11 protein-coding genes are annotated in these 15,926 nt (G+C 41.5%); 9 read left to right on the top strand and 2 right to left on the bottom strand.

Annotated features, from left to right (window positions below):
* Positions 1-107 precede the first annotated feature (107 nt).
* From rplK to rpoC, 6 genes are all read left to right on the top strand, one after another.
* The gene (gene rplK / locus AAV96_RS08270) at positions 108-536 is read left to right on the top strand and encodes a 50S ribosomal protein L11 (protein WP_004637639.1); all 429 of its coding nucleotides are present in this window, start codon (positions 108-110) and stop codon (positions 534-536) included.
* 3 nt (positions 537-539) lie between these two features.
* The gene (gene rplA / locus AAV96_RS08275; protein WP_004659356.1) at positions 540-1,235 is read left to right on the top strand and encodes a 50S ribosomal protein L1; all 696 of its coding nucleotides are present in this window, start codon (positions 540-542) and stop codon (positions 1,233-1,235) included.
* 246 nt (positions 1,236-1,481) lie between these two features.
* The gene (gene rplJ / locus AAV96_RS08280) at positions 1,482-1,988 is read left to right on the top strand and encodes a 50S ribosomal protein L10 (RefSeq protein WP_004659354.1); all 507 of its coding nucleotides are present in this window, start codon (positions 1,482-1,484) and stop codon (positions 1,986-1,988) included.
* Positions 1,989-2,036: 48 nt separating this feature from the next.
* Complete coding sequence (gene rplL, locus AAV96_RS08285; protein ID WP_004659350.1) at positions 2,037-2,402, top strand: 50S ribosomal protein L7/L12; 366 nt, start codon at positions 2,037-2,039, stop codon at positions 2,400-2,402.
* A gap of 309 nt (positions 2,403-2,711) precedes the next feature.
* Positions 2,712-6,800 carry a DNA-directed RNA polymerase subunit beta gene (gene rpoB / locus AAV96_RS08290; RefSeq protein WP_004659349.1) on the top strand — a complete coding sequence of 1,363 codons (4,089 nt, stop codon included), beginning with the start codon at positions 2,712-2,714 and terminating at the stop codon, positions 6,798-6,800.
* A 152-nt stretch (positions 6,801-6,952) separates the two neighbouring features.
* The gene (gene rpoC, locus AAV96_RS08295) at positions 6,953-11,146 is read left to right on the top strand and encodes a DNA-directed RNA polymerase subunit beta' (protein WP_005218640.1); all 4,194 of its coding nucleotides are present in this window, start codon (positions 6,953-6,955) and stop codon (positions 11,144-11,146) included.
* Between the two features lie 103 nt (positions 11,147-11,249).
* On the opposite strand, the gene AAV96_RS08300 is transcribed toward rpoC, so the two are convergent.
* The gene (locus AAV96_RS08300; protein ID WP_046738962.1) at positions 11,250-12,101 is read right to left on the bottom strand and encodes an alpha/beta hydrolase; all 852 of its coding nucleotides are present in this window, start codon (positions 12,099-12,101) and stop codon (positions 11,250-11,252) included.
* Between the two features lie 255 nt (positions 12,102-12,356).
* On the opposite strand from AAV96_RS08300, the gene AAV96_RS08305 reads away from it, so the two are divergent.
* The gene (locus tag AAV96_RS08305) at positions 12,357-12,716 is read left to right on the top strand and encodes a YMGG-like glycine zipper-containing protein (RefSeq protein ID WP_004659341.1); all 360 of its coding nucleotides are present in this window, start codon (positions 12,357-12,359) and stop codon (positions 12,714-12,716) included.
* A gap of 58 nt (positions 12,717-12,774) precedes the next feature.
* On the opposite strand, the gene AAV96_RS08310 is transcribed toward AAV96_RS08305, so the two are convergent.
* The gene (locus AAV96_RS08310; RefSeq protein ID WP_046738963.1) at positions 12,775-13,266 is read right to left on the bottom strand and encodes a DUF4442 domain-containing protein; all 492 of its coding nucleotides are present in this window, start codon (positions 13,264-13,266) and stop codon (positions 12,775-12,777) included.
* Between the two features lie 114 nt (positions 13,267-13,380).
* Here AAV96_RS08310 and AAV96_RS08315 point away from each other — a divergent pair, with 114 nt between their 5' ends.
* Together AAV96_RS08315 and AAV96_RS08320 are read left to right on the top strand one after the other, a co-directional pair.
* Positions 13,381-14,256, top strand: coding sequence for an alpha/beta fold hydrolase (locus AAV96_RS08315; RefSeq protein ID WP_004659337.1), 876 nt, complete (start codon positions 13,381-13,383; stop codon positions 14,254-14,256).
* 123 nt (positions 14,257-14,379) lie between these two features.
* Positions 14,380-15,801: a Na+/H+ antiporter family protein gene (locus AAV96_RS08320; protein ID WP_046738964.1), complete on the top strand. Its 1,422-nt coding sequence runs from the start codon at positions 14,380-14,382 to the stop codon at positions 15,799-15,801.
* Positions 15,802-15,926 lie beyond the last annotated feature (125 nt).

Below are 15,926 nucleotides of genomic sequence, written 5' to 3' on the forward strand. Positions count from 1 at the left end.
GTTGGTTGGTAAGCGCCCGATTTGATCGGGCATTGTTGTTCTAACACTTCGGTGTTGTTTAATTTTTTGGGGAGCCTGACGGCGTCTGTACCCAGAGGTAATTTTCAATGGCTAAGAAGATTGACGGCTATATCAAGCTGCAAGTTCCAGCTGGTAAAGCAAATCCATCTCCACCAATTGGTCCTGCTTTAGGTCAACGTGGTGTAAACATCATGGCATTCTGTAAAGAATTCAATGCTGCTACACAAAAACTTGAAGTTGGCTTGCCAATTCCTGTCGTGATCACTGTGTACAACGATAAGTCGTTCACATTCATCATGAAAACTCCACCTGCATCTATTCTTCTTAAGAAAGCTGCTGGTATTCAAAAGGGTTCTTCTGTACCTAACAAAACTAAAGTTGGTAAGTTGACTCGTGCTCAATTAGAAGAAATTGCGACTACTAAAGAACCAGATTTAACTGGTGCTGATTTAGACGCTCGTGTGCGTACCATTGCTGGTTCTGCACGTTCTATGGGCTTGGAAGTGGAGCTATAAGACATGGCAAAGTTAACTAAACGTCAAAAAGCCATTGCTGCTGCTGTAGAAGCAAACAAAGTTTATACTTTGGAAGAAGCAGTACAAGTTCTTAACAGCCTTCCAGCTGCGAAGTTCAAAGAATCATTAGACATCTCTGTAAACCTTGGTGTTGATCCACGTAAATCTGATCAGGTTGTTCGTGGTGCGACGACTTTACCTGCAGGTACAGGTAAAACTGTACGTGTAGCAGTATTTGCTCAAGGTGCTGCTGCTGAAGCTGCAAAAGAAGCTGGTGCAGATGTTGTTGGATTTGATGACCTTGCTGAAAGCATTCAAGGTGGAAATCTTGATTTCGACGTAGTTATTGCTGCTCCTGATGCAATGCGCGTTGTTGGTAAGTTAGGTACAATTCTTGGTCCACGTGGCTTAATGCCAAACCCTAAAGTGGGTACAGTGACTCCAGATGTTGCTAATGCAGTTAAAAATGCTAAATCTGGTCAGGCACGTTACCGTGTAGACAAGGGTGGTATCATCCATGCTGCAATCGGTCAACTTGGCTTTAGCGAAGAAGCTGTGCGTCAAAACGTTGAAACTTTAATTGCAGATTTAAAACGTTTAAAACCTGCAACTTCTAAAGGCGTATACGTTAAGAAGATCACTTTGAGCTCAACTATGGGTCCAGGTTTGATCGTTGACGTAAACAACGTTTCTAAGTAATTAGAAAGAATTTTAAAGCCTTAGATTTTTTCATTGGAAAAATCTAAGCAAACTTTGAATTGATAAATGAAGGTTTATCAGCGTCAAAGACCTCAGGCGAGGCAGGTTTTAGGATTTGCTTCTTAAAATACCAGTCTGAGTAGACGCGGTGGTGTGATTTGTTGCTCCTCCGCGTGTAAGTCGAAAGGCTTACGAATTGGGAGTGTACCTGTGTAGGTACATAAATCACCGTTAGGAGGTTTTACAATGGCTCTTCTTATCGAAGACAAAAAACAGATCGTTGCTGAAGTAACTGAAGTTGCTTCTACAGCGTTCGCTGCCGTTGTTGCTGACTACCAAGGTTTAACGGTTGAGCAATTAACTGCTCTTCGTGTTGAAGCTCGTAAACTAGGTGTTGCTACACGTGTTGTACGTAATACTTTAGCTAAACGTGCTCTTCAAGATACGCAATTCTCTATCTTGAATGACAATCTTGTTGGTCCAACAATCTTAGCATTCTCAACTTCTGAAGACGATATGGGTGCAGCTGCACGCTTGTTCGAAGAATTTGCTAAAACTAACAAAGCATTTGAATTAAAAGCTGCTGCATTTGACGGCAAACTTTATCAAGGTGAAGAAGTTAGTATTATTGCAAACCTTCCGAACCACGAAAAAGCGCTTACTATGCTTGCCTCTGTTCTTCAAGCTCCTATTTCGAAATTGGGTCGCTTACTTACAGCACTCCAAGAGAAAAACGAGTCAGAAGCTGCTTAAGCTTAAATCTACTTTCACACCATTCAATATCCATTTGGAGTTATTCTCATGGCTTTAACAAACGAACAAATCTTAGACGCAGTTGCTGAATTAAAAGTTATCGAACTTGTTGACTTAATCAAAGCATTTGAAGAGCGTTTTAACGTATCTGCTGCTGCTGTAGCTGTAGCTGCTGGTCCAGCTGCTGCTGCTGTTGAAGAACAAACTGAATTCAACGTTGAGTTGACTTCTTTCGGTGCTAACAAAGTTGCTGTAATTAAAGCAGTTCGTGAAGCTACTGGCCTTGGTCTTAAAGAAGCTAAAGATCTTGTTGAAGGCGCTCCTGCAGTTCTTAAAGAAGGCGTTTCTAAAGAAGAAGGCGAAGAACTTAAGAAGAAGCTTGAAGAAGCTGGTGCTACAGTTACACTTAAGTAATGCTGTAGGGAGTCGATTTTTTCAAAATCGGCTCCAAAAAATGGCTGATGGCTCTTGGGTCATCAGCCTTTTTGCGTTACAATAATCGGCTCGTTTTTTGATAGTTTTACGTTTGTTGTGCGTATTATTTAAACAAAATTCATGAAATCAAACGCTTACCAATATTTTTTTGCTTATAAAAATATTGTTAAGCGTTTTAATACCACTAAAAATTGCAGCATTTGTAAACAGTGGTGGCCATATCGGCCTGCGTAATTCCTTCTAGACCCGTTCTGCAGGCGGGTTTAGTTTACTTTCCGAGGACTCCAGATGGCATACTCATATACCGAAAAGAAACGGATCCGTAAGAATTTTGGTAAATTGCCCCACGTAATGGAAGCACCGTACTTACTGTCGATTCAGGTCGATTCGTACCGTACATTCTTACAAGGCGGTAAAACTCCAAAAAATCGCGAAGATATCGGTCTCCAAGCCGCATTTCGTTCAGTTTTTCCTATTGAAAGTTATTCTGGCAATGCTGCTTTAGAATTTGTTGAGTATAGTCTTGGTAAGCCTGAGTTTGATGTACGTGAATGTATTTTACGTGGTTCAACTTATGCAGCACCAATGCGCGTAAAAATTCGTTTGATCATTAAAGATCGTGAAACGAAATCAATTAAAGACGTTCGTGAACAAGAAGTTTACATGGGTGAAATGCCACTCATGACCGATAACGGTACTTTCGTTATCAACGGTACTGAGCGTGTCATTGTATCTCAATTACACCGTTCACCAGGTGTATTCTTTGACCATGACAAGGGTAAAACCCACTCAAGTGGTAAAGTGTTGTATTCAGCACGTATTATTCCTTACCGTGGTTCATGGTTAGATTTTGAATTTGATGCTAAAGATTTAGTATTCGTACGTATTGACCGTCGTCGTAAGCTGCTTGCAACGGTGATTCTACGTGCCTTGAATTACAGCAATGAACAAATCTTGAATTTGTTCTACGAAAAAGTACCTGTATATCTTGATATGGGTAGCTATCAAATTGATCTTGTTCCAGATCGCTTACGTGGTGAAATGGCACAATTTGATATCTTAGACAATGATGGTAAAGCGATCGTTGAACAAGGTAAACGTATTAATGCACGTCACGTACGTCAAATGGAAGCTGCGAACTTAGCCAAGCTTTCTGTACCTGATGAATATTTATATGAGCGTATTACAGCTGAAGATATCACACTGAAAAGTGGTGATGTGATTCCTGCGAATACCGTTCTTAGCCATGACATCATGGTGAAGATCGCTGAAGGTGGTGTTAAACAGTTTAACATCCTGTTCACGAACGACATCGATCGTGGTCCTTTCGTTGCAGATACATTGCGTGCGGATACAACAACAGGTCGCGAGGAAGCACTTGTTGAAATCTATAAAGTAATGCGTCCAGGTGAACCACCAACGAAAGAAGCTGCTGAAAACTTATTCAACAACTTATTCTTCTCTTCTGAGCGTTATGACCTTTCTCCAGTAGGTCGTATGAAGTTCAACCGTCGTTTGGGTCGTCCTTACGAAGTGGGTACAGACCAGAAGTCACGTGAAGTTGAAGGTATTCTGTCACACGACGATATTATTGATGTATTACGTACATTAGTAGAAATTCGTAACGGTAAAGGTGAAGTCGACGATATCGATCACTTGGGTAACCGTCGTGTACGTTCTGTGGGTGAAATGACAGAAAACCAATTCCGTGTTGGTTTAGTGCGTGTTGAACGTGCTGTTAAAGAGCGTTTAAGCCAAGCAGAAACAGATAACTTGTCTCCACAAGATTTAATCAACGCAAAACCAGTTGCTGCTGCAATCAAAGAATTCTTTGGTTCAAGTCAATTGTCTCAGTTCATGGACCAAAACAACCCATTGTCTGAGATTACACACAAACGTCGTGTATCTGCGCTTGGTCCAGGTGGTTTGACACGTGAACGCGCGGGCTTTGAAGTACGTGACGTACATCAAACTCACTACGGTCGTGTTTGTCCAATTGAAACGCCTGAAGGTCCAAACATTGGTTTGATCAACTCGCTTTCTGTCTATGCAAAAGCGAATGACTTTGGTTTCTTGGAAACACCATATCGTAAAGTTGTTGATGGTCGTGTGACTGATGAAGTTGAATACTTATCTGCAATTGAAGAAGTAGGTACTGTCATTGCACAGGCCGATTCTGCAGTGGATAAAGATGGTACGTTAACCGAAGAAATGGTTTCTGTGCGTCATCAAGGTGACTTCGTTCGTATGTCGCCTGAGCGCGTAACACATATGGACGTTTCTGCGCAACAGGTTGTATCTGTGGCAGCGTCATTGATTCCATTCCTTGAACACGATGATGCGAACCGTGCATTGATGGGTTCAAACATGCAACGTCAGGCTGTTCCTACCTTGCGTGCTGACAAGCCGCTTGTTGGTACAGGTATGGAAGCAAACGTAGCACGTGACTCAGGTGTATGTGTGATCGCCGATCGTGGTGGTGCGATTGAATATGTTGATGCATCTCGTATCGTTATTCGTGTCAACGAAGATGAAATGATCGCGGGTGAAGCAGGTGTAGATATCTACAACCTGATCAAATATACACGTTCAAACCAAAATACATGTATTAACCAAAATGTCATCGTGAACTTGGGCGACAAAGTTGCTCGTGGTGATATCTTGGCTGACGGTCCATCGACTGACATGGGTGAACTTGCGCTTGGTCAAAACATGCGCGTCGCGTTCATGACATGGAACGGTTATAACTACGAAGACTCGATCTTACTTTCTGAGCGCGTACTTCAAGAAGACCGTTTAACGTCGATTCACATTCAAGAATTGTCATGTGTAGCGCGTGATACTAAGTTAGGTGCAGAAGAAATTACTGCCGATATTCCTAACGTTGGTGAAGCTGCACTGTCTAAGTTGGATGAGTCTGGTATTGTTTATATCGGTGCGGAAGTGACAGCAGGTGACATCTTAGTTGGTAAAGTAACGCCTAAAGGTGAAACTCAGTTAACACCTGAAGAAAAATTACTTCGTGCAATCTTTGGTGAAAAAGCGGCTGACGTAAAAGATTCATCTTTACGTGTTCCGTCTGGTACCAAAGGTACGGTTATCGATGTTCAAGTCTTCACGCGTGATGGTTTGGAAAAAGATGAACGTGCACAAGCAATTGAAAAAGCTCAGCTTGATGCATACCGTAAAGACTTGAAAGAAGAATACAAAATCTTCGAAGAAGCAGCACGTGAACGTATTGTTCGTTTGTTGAAAGGTCAAGAATCTAACGGTGGTGGTTCAACTAAACGCGGCGATAAACTTTCTGAAGACGTATTGTCTGGTTTAGAGCTTGTTGATTTACTTGAAATCCAGCCAAATGATGAAGCAATAGCTGAGCGTTTAACTCAAATTCAAGTGTTCTTGAAAGAGAAGAGTTACGAGATTGACGAGAAGTTTGCTGAGAAGAAGCGTAAACTTTCTACAGGTGATGAATTAACAACTGGCGTATTGAAAGTTGTTAAGGTTTACCTTGCAGTTAAACGTCGTATCCAGCCTGGTGATAAGATGGCGGGTCGTCACGGTAACAAGGGTGTTGTATCAAACATCTTGCCAGTTGAAGACATGCCACATGATGCCAATGGTGTACCAGTCGACATCGTATTGAACCCATTAGGTGTACCGTCACGTATGAACGTGGGTCAGATTCTTGAGACTCACTTGGGTATGGCGGCGAAAGGTCTTGGCGATAAGATCGAAAAAATGTTGAAAGAACAACGTACAGTGATTGAACTGCGTGAATTCTTAGACAAGATTTATAACAAGGTTGGTGGTGAGCAGGAAGAGCTTGATAGCTTGACTGACGCAGAAATCTTGGCGCTTTCAGGTAACTTGCGTGCTGGTGTTCCATTAGCGACTCCTGTATTTGATGGTGCTGAAGAAAGCCAGATCAAAGACTTACTTGAGTTGGCAGACATCTCTCGTACAGGTCAAACAGTATTGTTTGATGGTCGTACAGGTGAACAGTTTGACCGTCCTGTAACTGTAGGTTACATGTACATGCTCAAATTGAACCACTTAGTTGATGACAAGATGCATGCGCGTTCAACAGGTTCTTACTCACTTGTGACTCAACAGCCGCTTGGTGGTAAAGCACAATTCGGTGGTCAGCGTTTCGGTGAGATGGAAGTATGGGCACTTGAAGCATACGGTGCTGCATATACGCTCCAAGAAATGCTTACAGTGAAGTCGGATGACGTTGAAGGTCGTACACGCATCTATAAGAATATTGTAGATGGAAACCATTATATGGATCCGGGTATGCCTGAATCGTTCAACGTATTGACCAAAGAGATCCGTTCTTTAGGTATCAACATTGAACTGAAAAATGGTGACTAAAAAATCTCCCCCAATCCCTCTTTAAGAAAGAGGGAAGAAAGGCCCCTTTATAAAGGGGCCTTTAGAGGGATTCGAGATTCCCAAATTTCAGTAAAAACAATATTTGTGACCCAGTCGGAAGAGCGTAGCTCCCCGACACACGGAGAAAAAAATTGAAAGACTTGCTCGATATCATGCGTAAGAAAACGGATTCAGAAGGTCATGCACCTGTTGAATTTGACCGTATCCGTATTGGTCTTGCGTCACCAGAGATGATTAAGTCATGGTCTCACGGTGAAGTTAAAAAGCCTGAAACCATTAACTACCGTACTTTTAAACCTGAACGTGACGGTTTGTTCTGTGCCAAAATTTTTGGTCCAGTAAAAGATTACGAATGCTTGTGTGGTAAATACAAGCGTATGAAATACAAAGGCGTCATTTGTGAAAAATGTGGCGTTGAAGTAACAACTGCAAAAGTTCGTCGTGAGCGTATGGGTCATATTGACCTTGCTTCTCCAGTTGCACACATCTGGTTCTTGAAATCATTACCGAGCCGTATCGGTTTACTTCTTGATATGACACTACGTGATATCGAGCGCGTATTGTATTTCGAATCTTATGTTGTTACTGATCCTGGTATGACTCCGTTTGAAAAGTATCAACTTTTAACAGACGAAGAATACTACAATGCACTTGAAGAACACGGTGATGAATTCACTGCGAAAATGGGTGCAGAAGCAGTTCAGGATCTATTAAAAGATATCGATCTTGAAGCTGAGATTGCGCGTTTACGTGAAGAAATTCCACAAACAACCTCTGAGACGAAACTTAAAAAAGCGTCTAAGCGTTTGAAATTGATGGAAGCATTCAAAGATTCAAACAACAAGCCTGAATGGATGGTGATGAACGTACTTCCTGTACTTCCACCAGACTTACGTCCGCTTGTACCACTTGAAGGTGGTCGTTTCGCGACTTCAGACTTGAACGATTTATATCGTCGTGTGATCAACCGTAACAACCGTTTGAAGCGTCTTCTTGACCTTGCTGCGCCAGACATCATCGTACGTAACGAAAAACGTATGTTACAAGAGTCTGTTGATGCGTTGCTTGATAACGGTCGTCGTGGTCGTGCAATTACAGGTTCGAACAAACGTCCGTTGAAATCTTTGGCAGATATGATCAAAGGTAAACAAGGTCGTTTCCGTCAAAACTTACTTGGTAAGCGTGTTGACTATTCAGGTCGTTCGGTGATTACCGTTGGTCCTACTTTACGTCTTCACCAATGTGGTCTTCCGAAGAAGATGGCACTTGAACTGTTCAAGCCATTTATTTTCGCAAAACTACAAGCATCTGGTCAGGCAACAACCATTAAAGCTGCGAAGAAAATGGTTGAGCGTGAAACCCCAGAAGTTTGGGACGTTCTTGCTTCTGTAATTCGTCAACATCCAGTCATGTTGAACCGTGCGCCAACACTTCACCGTCTAGGTCTTCAAGCATTTGAACCTATTCTGATCGAAGGTAAGGCAATCCGTCTTCACCCACTCGTATGTGCTGCGTTTAACGCCGACTTCGATGGTGACCAAATGGCGGTACACGTTCCATTAACATTGGAAGCACAGTTAGAAGCACGTGCGTTGATGATGTCAACCAACAACATCTTGTCACCTGCAAATGGTGAGCCGATCATCGTTCCTTCTCAGGACGTTGTCTTAGGTCTTTACTACATCACACGTGATGCGGTAAATGCCAAAGGTGAAGGCATGGTGTTTGCCGATACTCACGAAGTTAACCGTGCATTAGCGACGGGTAAAGTTGCGATCCATGCACGCGTAAAAGTACGTGTACACCAAACTGTAATCGATGAAAATGGTCAGCGTGAAAAGCAAACTATTATTGTTGATACAACACCAGGTCGCTGCTTGTTGTGGGAAGTTGTTCCACAAGGTTTAAGCTTTGAATCGATCAACCTTGAGATGACTAAGAAAAACATCTCTAAGTTAATCAACTCTTGCTACCGTAAACTTGGTTTGAAAGATACCGTTATCTTCGCTGACCAATTGATGTATTTGGGCTTCCGTCAAGCGACGCGTTCAGGTGTATCTGTTGGTATGGAAGACATGTTGATTCCACCAACCAAGCATACGATTATCGATAAAGCTGAAACCGAAGTTCGTGAAATCGAACAACAGTTTGAGCAAGGTTTCGTAACTGCGGGTGAGCGTTATAACAAAGTTGTCGATATTTGGGCGCGTACCAACGACCAAGTTGCGAAAGCGATGATGGATAACTTGTCTTATACACTTGTGAAAAACAAACAAGGTGAAGACGAGAAGCAGAAATCATTCAACTCGATTTATATGATGTCTGACTCGGGTGCCCGTGGTAGTGCGGCGCAGATCCGTCAGCTTGCGGGTATGCGTGGTTTGATGGCGAAGCCGGATGGCTCGATCATTGAGACCCCAATTAAAGCAAACTTCCGTGAAGGTTTGACGGTACTTCAGTACTTCATCTCGACACACGGTGCGCGTAAAGGTTTGGCCGATACCGCATTGAAAACTGCGAACTCTGGTTACTTGACACGTCGTCTTGTAGACGTAGCACAAGATTTGGTTATTACTGAATCTGACTGTGGTACAGCGGGTGGCCTAGTGATGACACCATTCATTCAAGGTGGTGACGTTATTGAACCGTTACGCGATCGCGTATTGGGTCGTGTAACTGCTGAAGATGTGCGTCGTGCATCTGATGATGAAGTTGTACTTCCACGTGGTACGTTAATTGACGAGAAAATTGCTGCTCAGCTTGAAGAAGCGGGTGTCGATGAAGTTAAAGTACGTTCAGTTATCGCATGTGAATCAACATTCGGTGTATGTGCGCGTTGTTATGGTCGTGACCTTGCACGTGGTCACTTGGTGAACCCAGGTGAATCGGTGGGTGTAATGGCTGCACAATCAATTGGTGAGCCTGGTACACAGTTAACCATGCGTACCTTCCACGTGGGTGGTGCTGCAAGCCGAACGTCTGCTGCAAACAGTGTTCAAGTACGTAACAAAGGTACTGTACGTTTCCACAACGTGAAAACTGTACAACATGCCAAAGGTCACTTAGTGTCAGTTTCACGTTCAGGTGAAATTGGTATTGCGGATGATTTAGGTCGTGAGCGTGAGCGCTATAAACTTCCTTACGGTGCGAGCATCTTGTTGAAAGATGGTGAAGCTGTAGAAGCGGGCGGTATCGTGGCGACTTGGGATCCACATACACATCCACTTGTTACCGAAGTTGCTGGTAAAGCGCGTTTCAGCCAAATCGCTGATGGCGTAACTGCAACATCTAAAACTGATGATGCAACAGGTATGACCACTGTTGAAATCTTGCCTGTAACAGCTCGTCCTGCTTCTGGTAAAGATTTACGTCCTGCAATCGTGTTAGATACAACCGATGGCGGCGAACAGTTCTACTTCTTACCACAAAACACGATCGTTACTGTCCGTGATGGCGCAACGATTGGTGTGGGTGATGTACTTGGTCGTGTACCACAAGAAACTTCACGTACCCGTGATATTACCGGTGGTCTTCCACGCGTAGCTGACTTGTTCGAAGCACGTAAGCCGAAAGAACATGCGATTCTTGCAGAAGTATCAGGTGTTGTAAGCTTCGGTAAAGAGACCAAAGGTAAGAACCGTTTAGTGATCAGCCCGGATGATGGCTCTGAGATTTATGAAGAGTTAATTCCAAAATGGCGTACGATCAACGTGTTCGAAGGTGAGCATGTGAACCGTGGCGAGACCATTTCTGATGGTCCACAAAACCCACATGACATCTTACGTTTGAAAGGCGAAGTTGCGTTAACGAACTACATCGTGAACGAAGTTCAAGATGTTTACCGTCTCCAAGGTGTAAAAATCAACGATAAGCACATTGAAGTTGTTGTACGTCAAATGTTGCGTAAAGTTGATATCACTGATGGCGGTGATACAAGCTTCATCAAAGGCGAGCAAGTGGATTACATCCGCGTTGTTCAAGAGAACCAAGCTGTCTTGGCTCAGAACAAGTTCCCAGCGAAATTTGAACGTCAATTGATGGGTATCACCAAAGCGTCGCTTTCTACTGACTCATTCATCTCTGCTGCATCGTTCCAGGAAACAACACGCGTGTTAACTGAAGCTGCTGTAACAGGTAAAGAAGATGATTTACGTGGTTTGAAAGAAAACGTTGTTGTGGGTCGCTTGATCCCAGCGGGTACAGGTCTTGCATATCACTTAGAGCGTCGTCGTCAAGAGGCAGAAGCTGCTGAATTTGAACTTCATAACGATTTCAGTGAAGTTGACCAAGCATTTAGTCAAGCGTTGAACTCAGACCAGTTCTAAGTCTTAACGAATTAAAAAAGGCACCTTTGGGTGCCTTTTTTATGTTTGAAAATAGCAAAATGATTGTATTTAGAAAACTAAACTAAGTTTTCATAGATATAAATTAGTGTGATTGTATAAATTGATTCACTTGTTGGGTATATGCATTATCTTCTCCCAAAGATCTATTTATTTCACGATGTGAAAGTGGGAGTGATAATAATTGTGCGGATGTCCCAAGTTTTTGTGCTTGCTGAATAAATTGTTGAGCCTGTATACAGGGTTGATCAGGGCGAGTGGTTGAGCAAACAGCAAGGAATGCAGGTAAACTTTGATGTAGTTGTAAGATCGGAGATAGGGCTTTCCAGTTTTCAGGTTGTTGACCAAAGGCTCGATCATAAAATCGAGCATGCCGATTTTGCATTATTTTTTCGATATCGTAAGCAGCACTATCTAAGGCAATGGTTGCTCGCCAAGGTTGCGGTTGTGGAGTTAACCACGAGGGCCGTACAGTAACCAAGCTAACTAAATGTGCACCAGCAGAATGCCCTACCAAAATAAGCCGTTTTGAGTTTGCCTGCCAATCATTTGCATGTTTTTGAATATAAAGTAAAGCGTTTGATATATCTTGAGTCTGTTGCTGTACGGTTGCATTTGGAACTAATCTGTAATTAACGGAGATCAAAAGCCACCCTCGTTTACCCCAATAATCGACTTTATTTTTTACTACAGCAGCATTATTTTTATCACCTATACTCCAAGCACCACCGTGTACCATAACGATGATTGGGGCTAGATTATTATCAGTGTGTGGTTTAGATGGGAAATAGATATCCATCATTTGTTGGGAATCATTACCGTAAGCAATATTTTTAAGTGATTCTACTTTTGCTAATGTTTGGAACTTGAAAAAATTTGCCTGAGTTGCTGAATTCAAACTCATCAAGATCAACATGGATAGCATAAATCTTGTCATTTTTTCGCCCCTGTTAAATTGTATTTCTACATTGAGCCACACATTTTATTTTCATGCTGGTTAGATTGGAACTTTGACTTCATTTTTAATAACATAATTCAATCAGCAGTGTAGTACTGTATTGATCAAAGATTCTCCCATTTAGTTTATTTTATTACAAAAAGAAAAGAATGCACTTAGAGCAATTACATAATCTGATTATTTTCTAACAAAAATCAGATTATGCTTAGACTATAAAATTGAGGAGTTTTGGACATGAAAAAAACAATTGGTTTAATTTCAACATTAGTATTATCTACTTTGATGTTTACAGGCTGCCAAAACATGAGCGCATCTGATCAGCGTATTGGTGCAGCAGCATTGGGTGGTGCAGTTGGTGGTGGTGTAGGTAATCATGTAGGTGGCGGCTTAGGAGCGGGTGTAGGTGCAGCAGCAGGTGCTGGTGTAGGTGCAAATGCCAAGGGTGGTAGTAGTAATTCAACCACAAGTAGTGCAATTGGTGCAGGTATTGGTTCTGTGATTGGTAAGTCTATTTTTGGTGGTGATACTGGTGCCGCAATTGGTGGTGCAATCGGTGGTGGCGCAGGTGCTGCAATCCAAGAAAAGAAAAAGTAATATGAATTAAAATTTTAGTAAATGCCTGCTATTGTTTGCAGGCATTTTATATTTAGGTTCATCTTGAAGAACTTGCTTTGGGCTTCTTCCGACGTATATATAAAATTTTTTCAACCTCTGCAATTCGTGTTCCTGCATCATCTAAAATATTTAGCGTGTAATGACGTAAAACAGGTTCATAATTTTCTGCCAATCGTTTGATTTCATCAATTTCATTTTTACTTAGTTTAATGTCGGCAACGACCTCACTACGACCAGGTGACAGGAAATTAATAGAAGCACTTTTGTCCCAAACAATATATTTATGTCCTAAATGATGCATGAGAATCAGCATATAAAAGGGATCAACCATCGAATATAAACTGCCCCCAAAATGCGTCCCGACAATATTACGATTTTTTCTAGTCAGCGGCATTTTGACACGAATGAAGTAACGATCAAGATCAAATGTTTCGATTGCAATGCCTGCCCCACGATAAGGGGAATAGTGATTCAGCATAAATTTAGAAATCGCTGGAATGGTTCGAATTTTTTTGAAAAAGTCTTTCATGGTCAATTTTTTTTCTTACAACTCTATTCATACTCCATAAGTATCATTTTTAGTGCATCGCTGGCAATGGCTGTTTTATAACCAAGCCGATAGAAAACAAAATGGGAAAGAATTATGCAAGCACAAGTAAAAACAGTAACCACTTCTGACCAACAAAGCCTCTGTGTCAAAACATGGGGTGATGAAAAGAAAACACCATTGGTGTTAGTACATGGTTATCCCGATAATCAAGAAGTATGGGAACCGATTATCGAGCAATTGGTTGATGACTATTATGTCGTTACTTACGATGTTCGTGGTGCAGGTTTGTCATCAATTCCAAAGCGTATTAAAGACTATCGATTACCGCGTTTATCTTTGGATTTACAAGAAGTCGTTGATCAAGTGTTACCAAACCGCAATTTCCATATGGCAGCGCATGACTGGGGTTCTTTACAGTCTTGGGAATCCGCAACTGAACCTAAGTTAAAAGGCCGATTACTATCTTATACAACAATCTCAGGCCCTTGCTTGGATCATGCTTCTTTATATTTGCGTGAAAAGTTTAAATCTGCACCAAGTAATGTACTGAAAATGCTGACTAAATCTTGGTATATTGGTGCTTTCCATTTGCCATTAGTTGCTCCAACCGTATGGACTTTCTTTAGTCCAGAAAAGTGGGGTAAGATTTTAAGTGGCTTAGAGAAAAAACAAAACTTGCCATTAAATGCAAATATTGTGTCAGATGGTAAATACGGTATTAATCTGTATCGTGCTAACTTTATTCCTTCACTGACTCAACCACGCCAACGCTATGCTCAATGTCCTGTACAGGCGATTGTATTAAAACGCGATGCATTTGTTAGCCCTGAGTACATTACAGAATCAATGCCAAAATGGGTTGAAAACTTTGAATATGTTGAACTTGATGCCAATCACTGGGCAGTTCTAAGTCAGCCAACCAAAATTGCTGAACTAATCCGTCATTTTGTAAAACGCCAGACTGTTTAAGGGTTTAGCGGATTAATCAAAATAAAAATCACTTAAAACAGATTGCAATTTGGCGACATTTTCAGCTTCTATACAATGAATCTGCTAGAATGTCGCCTTTCTTTTTGCTCCTAAATTTTGTCCATGAATGCTGTCGTAATTGCGATTGCCGTGATGTTTATTTTGTCACTGGCACGCGTTTCTGTTGTTCTCACTTTGGTCATATCAGCCATTATTGGTGGTCTGGTTGCTGGACTGAGCCTTTCTCAAACTGTAGAAGCTTTTAATGCAGGACTGGGAGATGGTGCTGAAGTTGCTTTGGCTTATGCTGTTCTAGGTGCTTTTGCCTTAGCCTTATCTAAATCTGGTTTACCAGATTTACTTGCACATAAACTGATTGGTTTATTAGGAATGGAAGCCAGTAAAAATCAAGAAAAAAAAGTGAAATATCTTTTATTAACGATTTTACTCATCGCTGCAATTTTCTCTCAAAATCTAATCCCAGTTCATATTGCTTTTATTCCTGTATTGGTTCCGCCATTGTTAAAAGTGATGAATCATCTAAAGCTTGATCGACGTGCGGCAGCATGTGTACTGACGTTGGGTTTAGTTGGAACATATATATTCTTACCTGTGGGCTTTGGTGCCATTTTCCTTGAACAAATTCTGATGGGGAATATTAATAAAATTGGGGCTGCATATGGCTTGCATGTAGAACGTAGCATGATGCCTATAGGCATGGCGATACCTGTTTTGGGTATGGTTTTAGGTACTTTAGTCGCTGTGTTTATTAGTTATCGTAAACCCCGTGAATATGTTGATCGATCAATTTCACCTGTTACAAGCATTGATTTAGATAAACCACTACGAGCAACAACACAAGCTGAATATGATCTCAAGGTGGATGCTGAAGAGTTGAAGCATGAAGCTGAAAATGTACCTTATATTTCCAAAAAAACCATGCTCATGGCTTTACTTGCAATCGGTTTAACCTTAGTTGCACAGTTGTATTCAGGTTCGATGATTTTAGGTGGCCTTGTTGGTTTTGCTGTGTTATCGGCTTCTGGCATCTTTAAATGGCAAGAAGCCGATGATGTGTTTGTGCAAGGGATGCGGATGATGGCCTTAGTTGGTTTTATCATGATTTCTGCGGCAGGTTTTGCTTCAGTCATGACGCATACAGGTGACATTACTCATCTAGTGAATGGCGTTGTACATATCATTGGTGATAATCATGCTTTAGCTGCATTCTTGATGCTATTTATTGGCTTGTTTGTCACGATCGGTATTGGTTCATCTTTCTCAAGTGTGCCTGTGCTGGCAGTGATTTATGTGCCACTCTGCGTACAATTTGGATTCTCACCTTTAGCAACAATTGCATTGATTGGTACTGCTGCTGCATTAGGTGATGCAGGTTCGCCTGCTTCAGATTCAACATTAGGACCTACAGCAGGACTAGGTGTAGATGGTCAACATGATCACATTTGGGATACTGTAGTGCCAACATTTATACATTTTAATATCCCGCTACTTATTTTTGGCTGGATCGCAGCAATGGTTTTATAATAAAAAGGCTCAATATGAGCCTTTTTAATTGAGTATAAAAAATATCAAGAAGTGACATTTTTTGTCTGTTTTTTAATCTAATTTTATAATATATTCTAAATGCAAATTTATATGTAATTTAATTT

Origin of the sequence: Acinetobacter sp. AG1 (genome assembly GCF_001005525.1) — a bacterium.
Classification (GTDB): Bacteria; Pseudomonadota; Gammaproteobacteria; order Pseudomonadales; family Moraxellaceae; genus Acinetobacter; species Acinetobacter modestus.

What these genes read in the sequence shown, in the direction of transcription:
- AAV96_RS08310 (WP_046738963.1), bottom strand. Translation starts at nt 13,266, where the DNA reads ATGAAAGACTTTTTCAAAAAAATTCGAACCATTCCAGCGATTTCTAAA.
- AAV96_RS08320 (WP_046738964.1), top strand. Translation starts at nt 14,380, where the DNA reads ATGAATGCTGTCGTAATTGCGATTGCCGTGATGTTTATTTTGTCACTG.
- AAV96_RS08315 (WP_004659337.1), top strand. Translation starts at nt 13,381, where the DNA reads ATGCAAGCACAAGTAAAAACAGTAACCACTTCTGACCAACAAAGCCTC.
- AAV96_RS08300 (WP_046738962.1), bottom strand. Translation starts at nt 12,101, where the DNA reads ATGACAAGATTTATGCTATCCATGTTGATCTTGATGAGTTTGAATTCA.
- rplA (WP_004659356.1), top strand. Translation starts at nt 540, where the DNA reads ATGGCAAAGTTAACTAAACGTCAAAAAGCCATTGCTGCTGCTGTAGAA.
- rpoB (WP_004659349.1), top strand. Translation starts at nt 2,712, where the DNA reads ATGGCATACTCATATACCGAAAAGAAACGGATCCGTAAGAATTTTGGT.
- rplJ (WP_004659354.1), top strand. Translation starts at nt 1,482, where the DNA reads ATGGCTCTTCTTATCGAAGACAAAAAACAGATCGTTGCTGAAGTAACT.
- rplL (WP_004659350.1), top strand. Translation starts at nt 2,037, where the DNA reads ATGGCTTTAACAAACGAACAAATCTTAGACGCAGTTGCTGAATTAAAA.
- AAV96_RS08305 (WP_004659341.1), top strand. Translation starts at nt 12,357, where the DNA reads ATGAAAAAAACAATTGGTTTAATTTCAACATTAGTATTATCTACTTTG.
- rplK (WP_004637639.1), top strand. Translation starts at nt 108, where the DNA reads ATGGCTAAGAAGATTGACGGCTATATCAAGCTGCAAGTTCCAGCTGGT.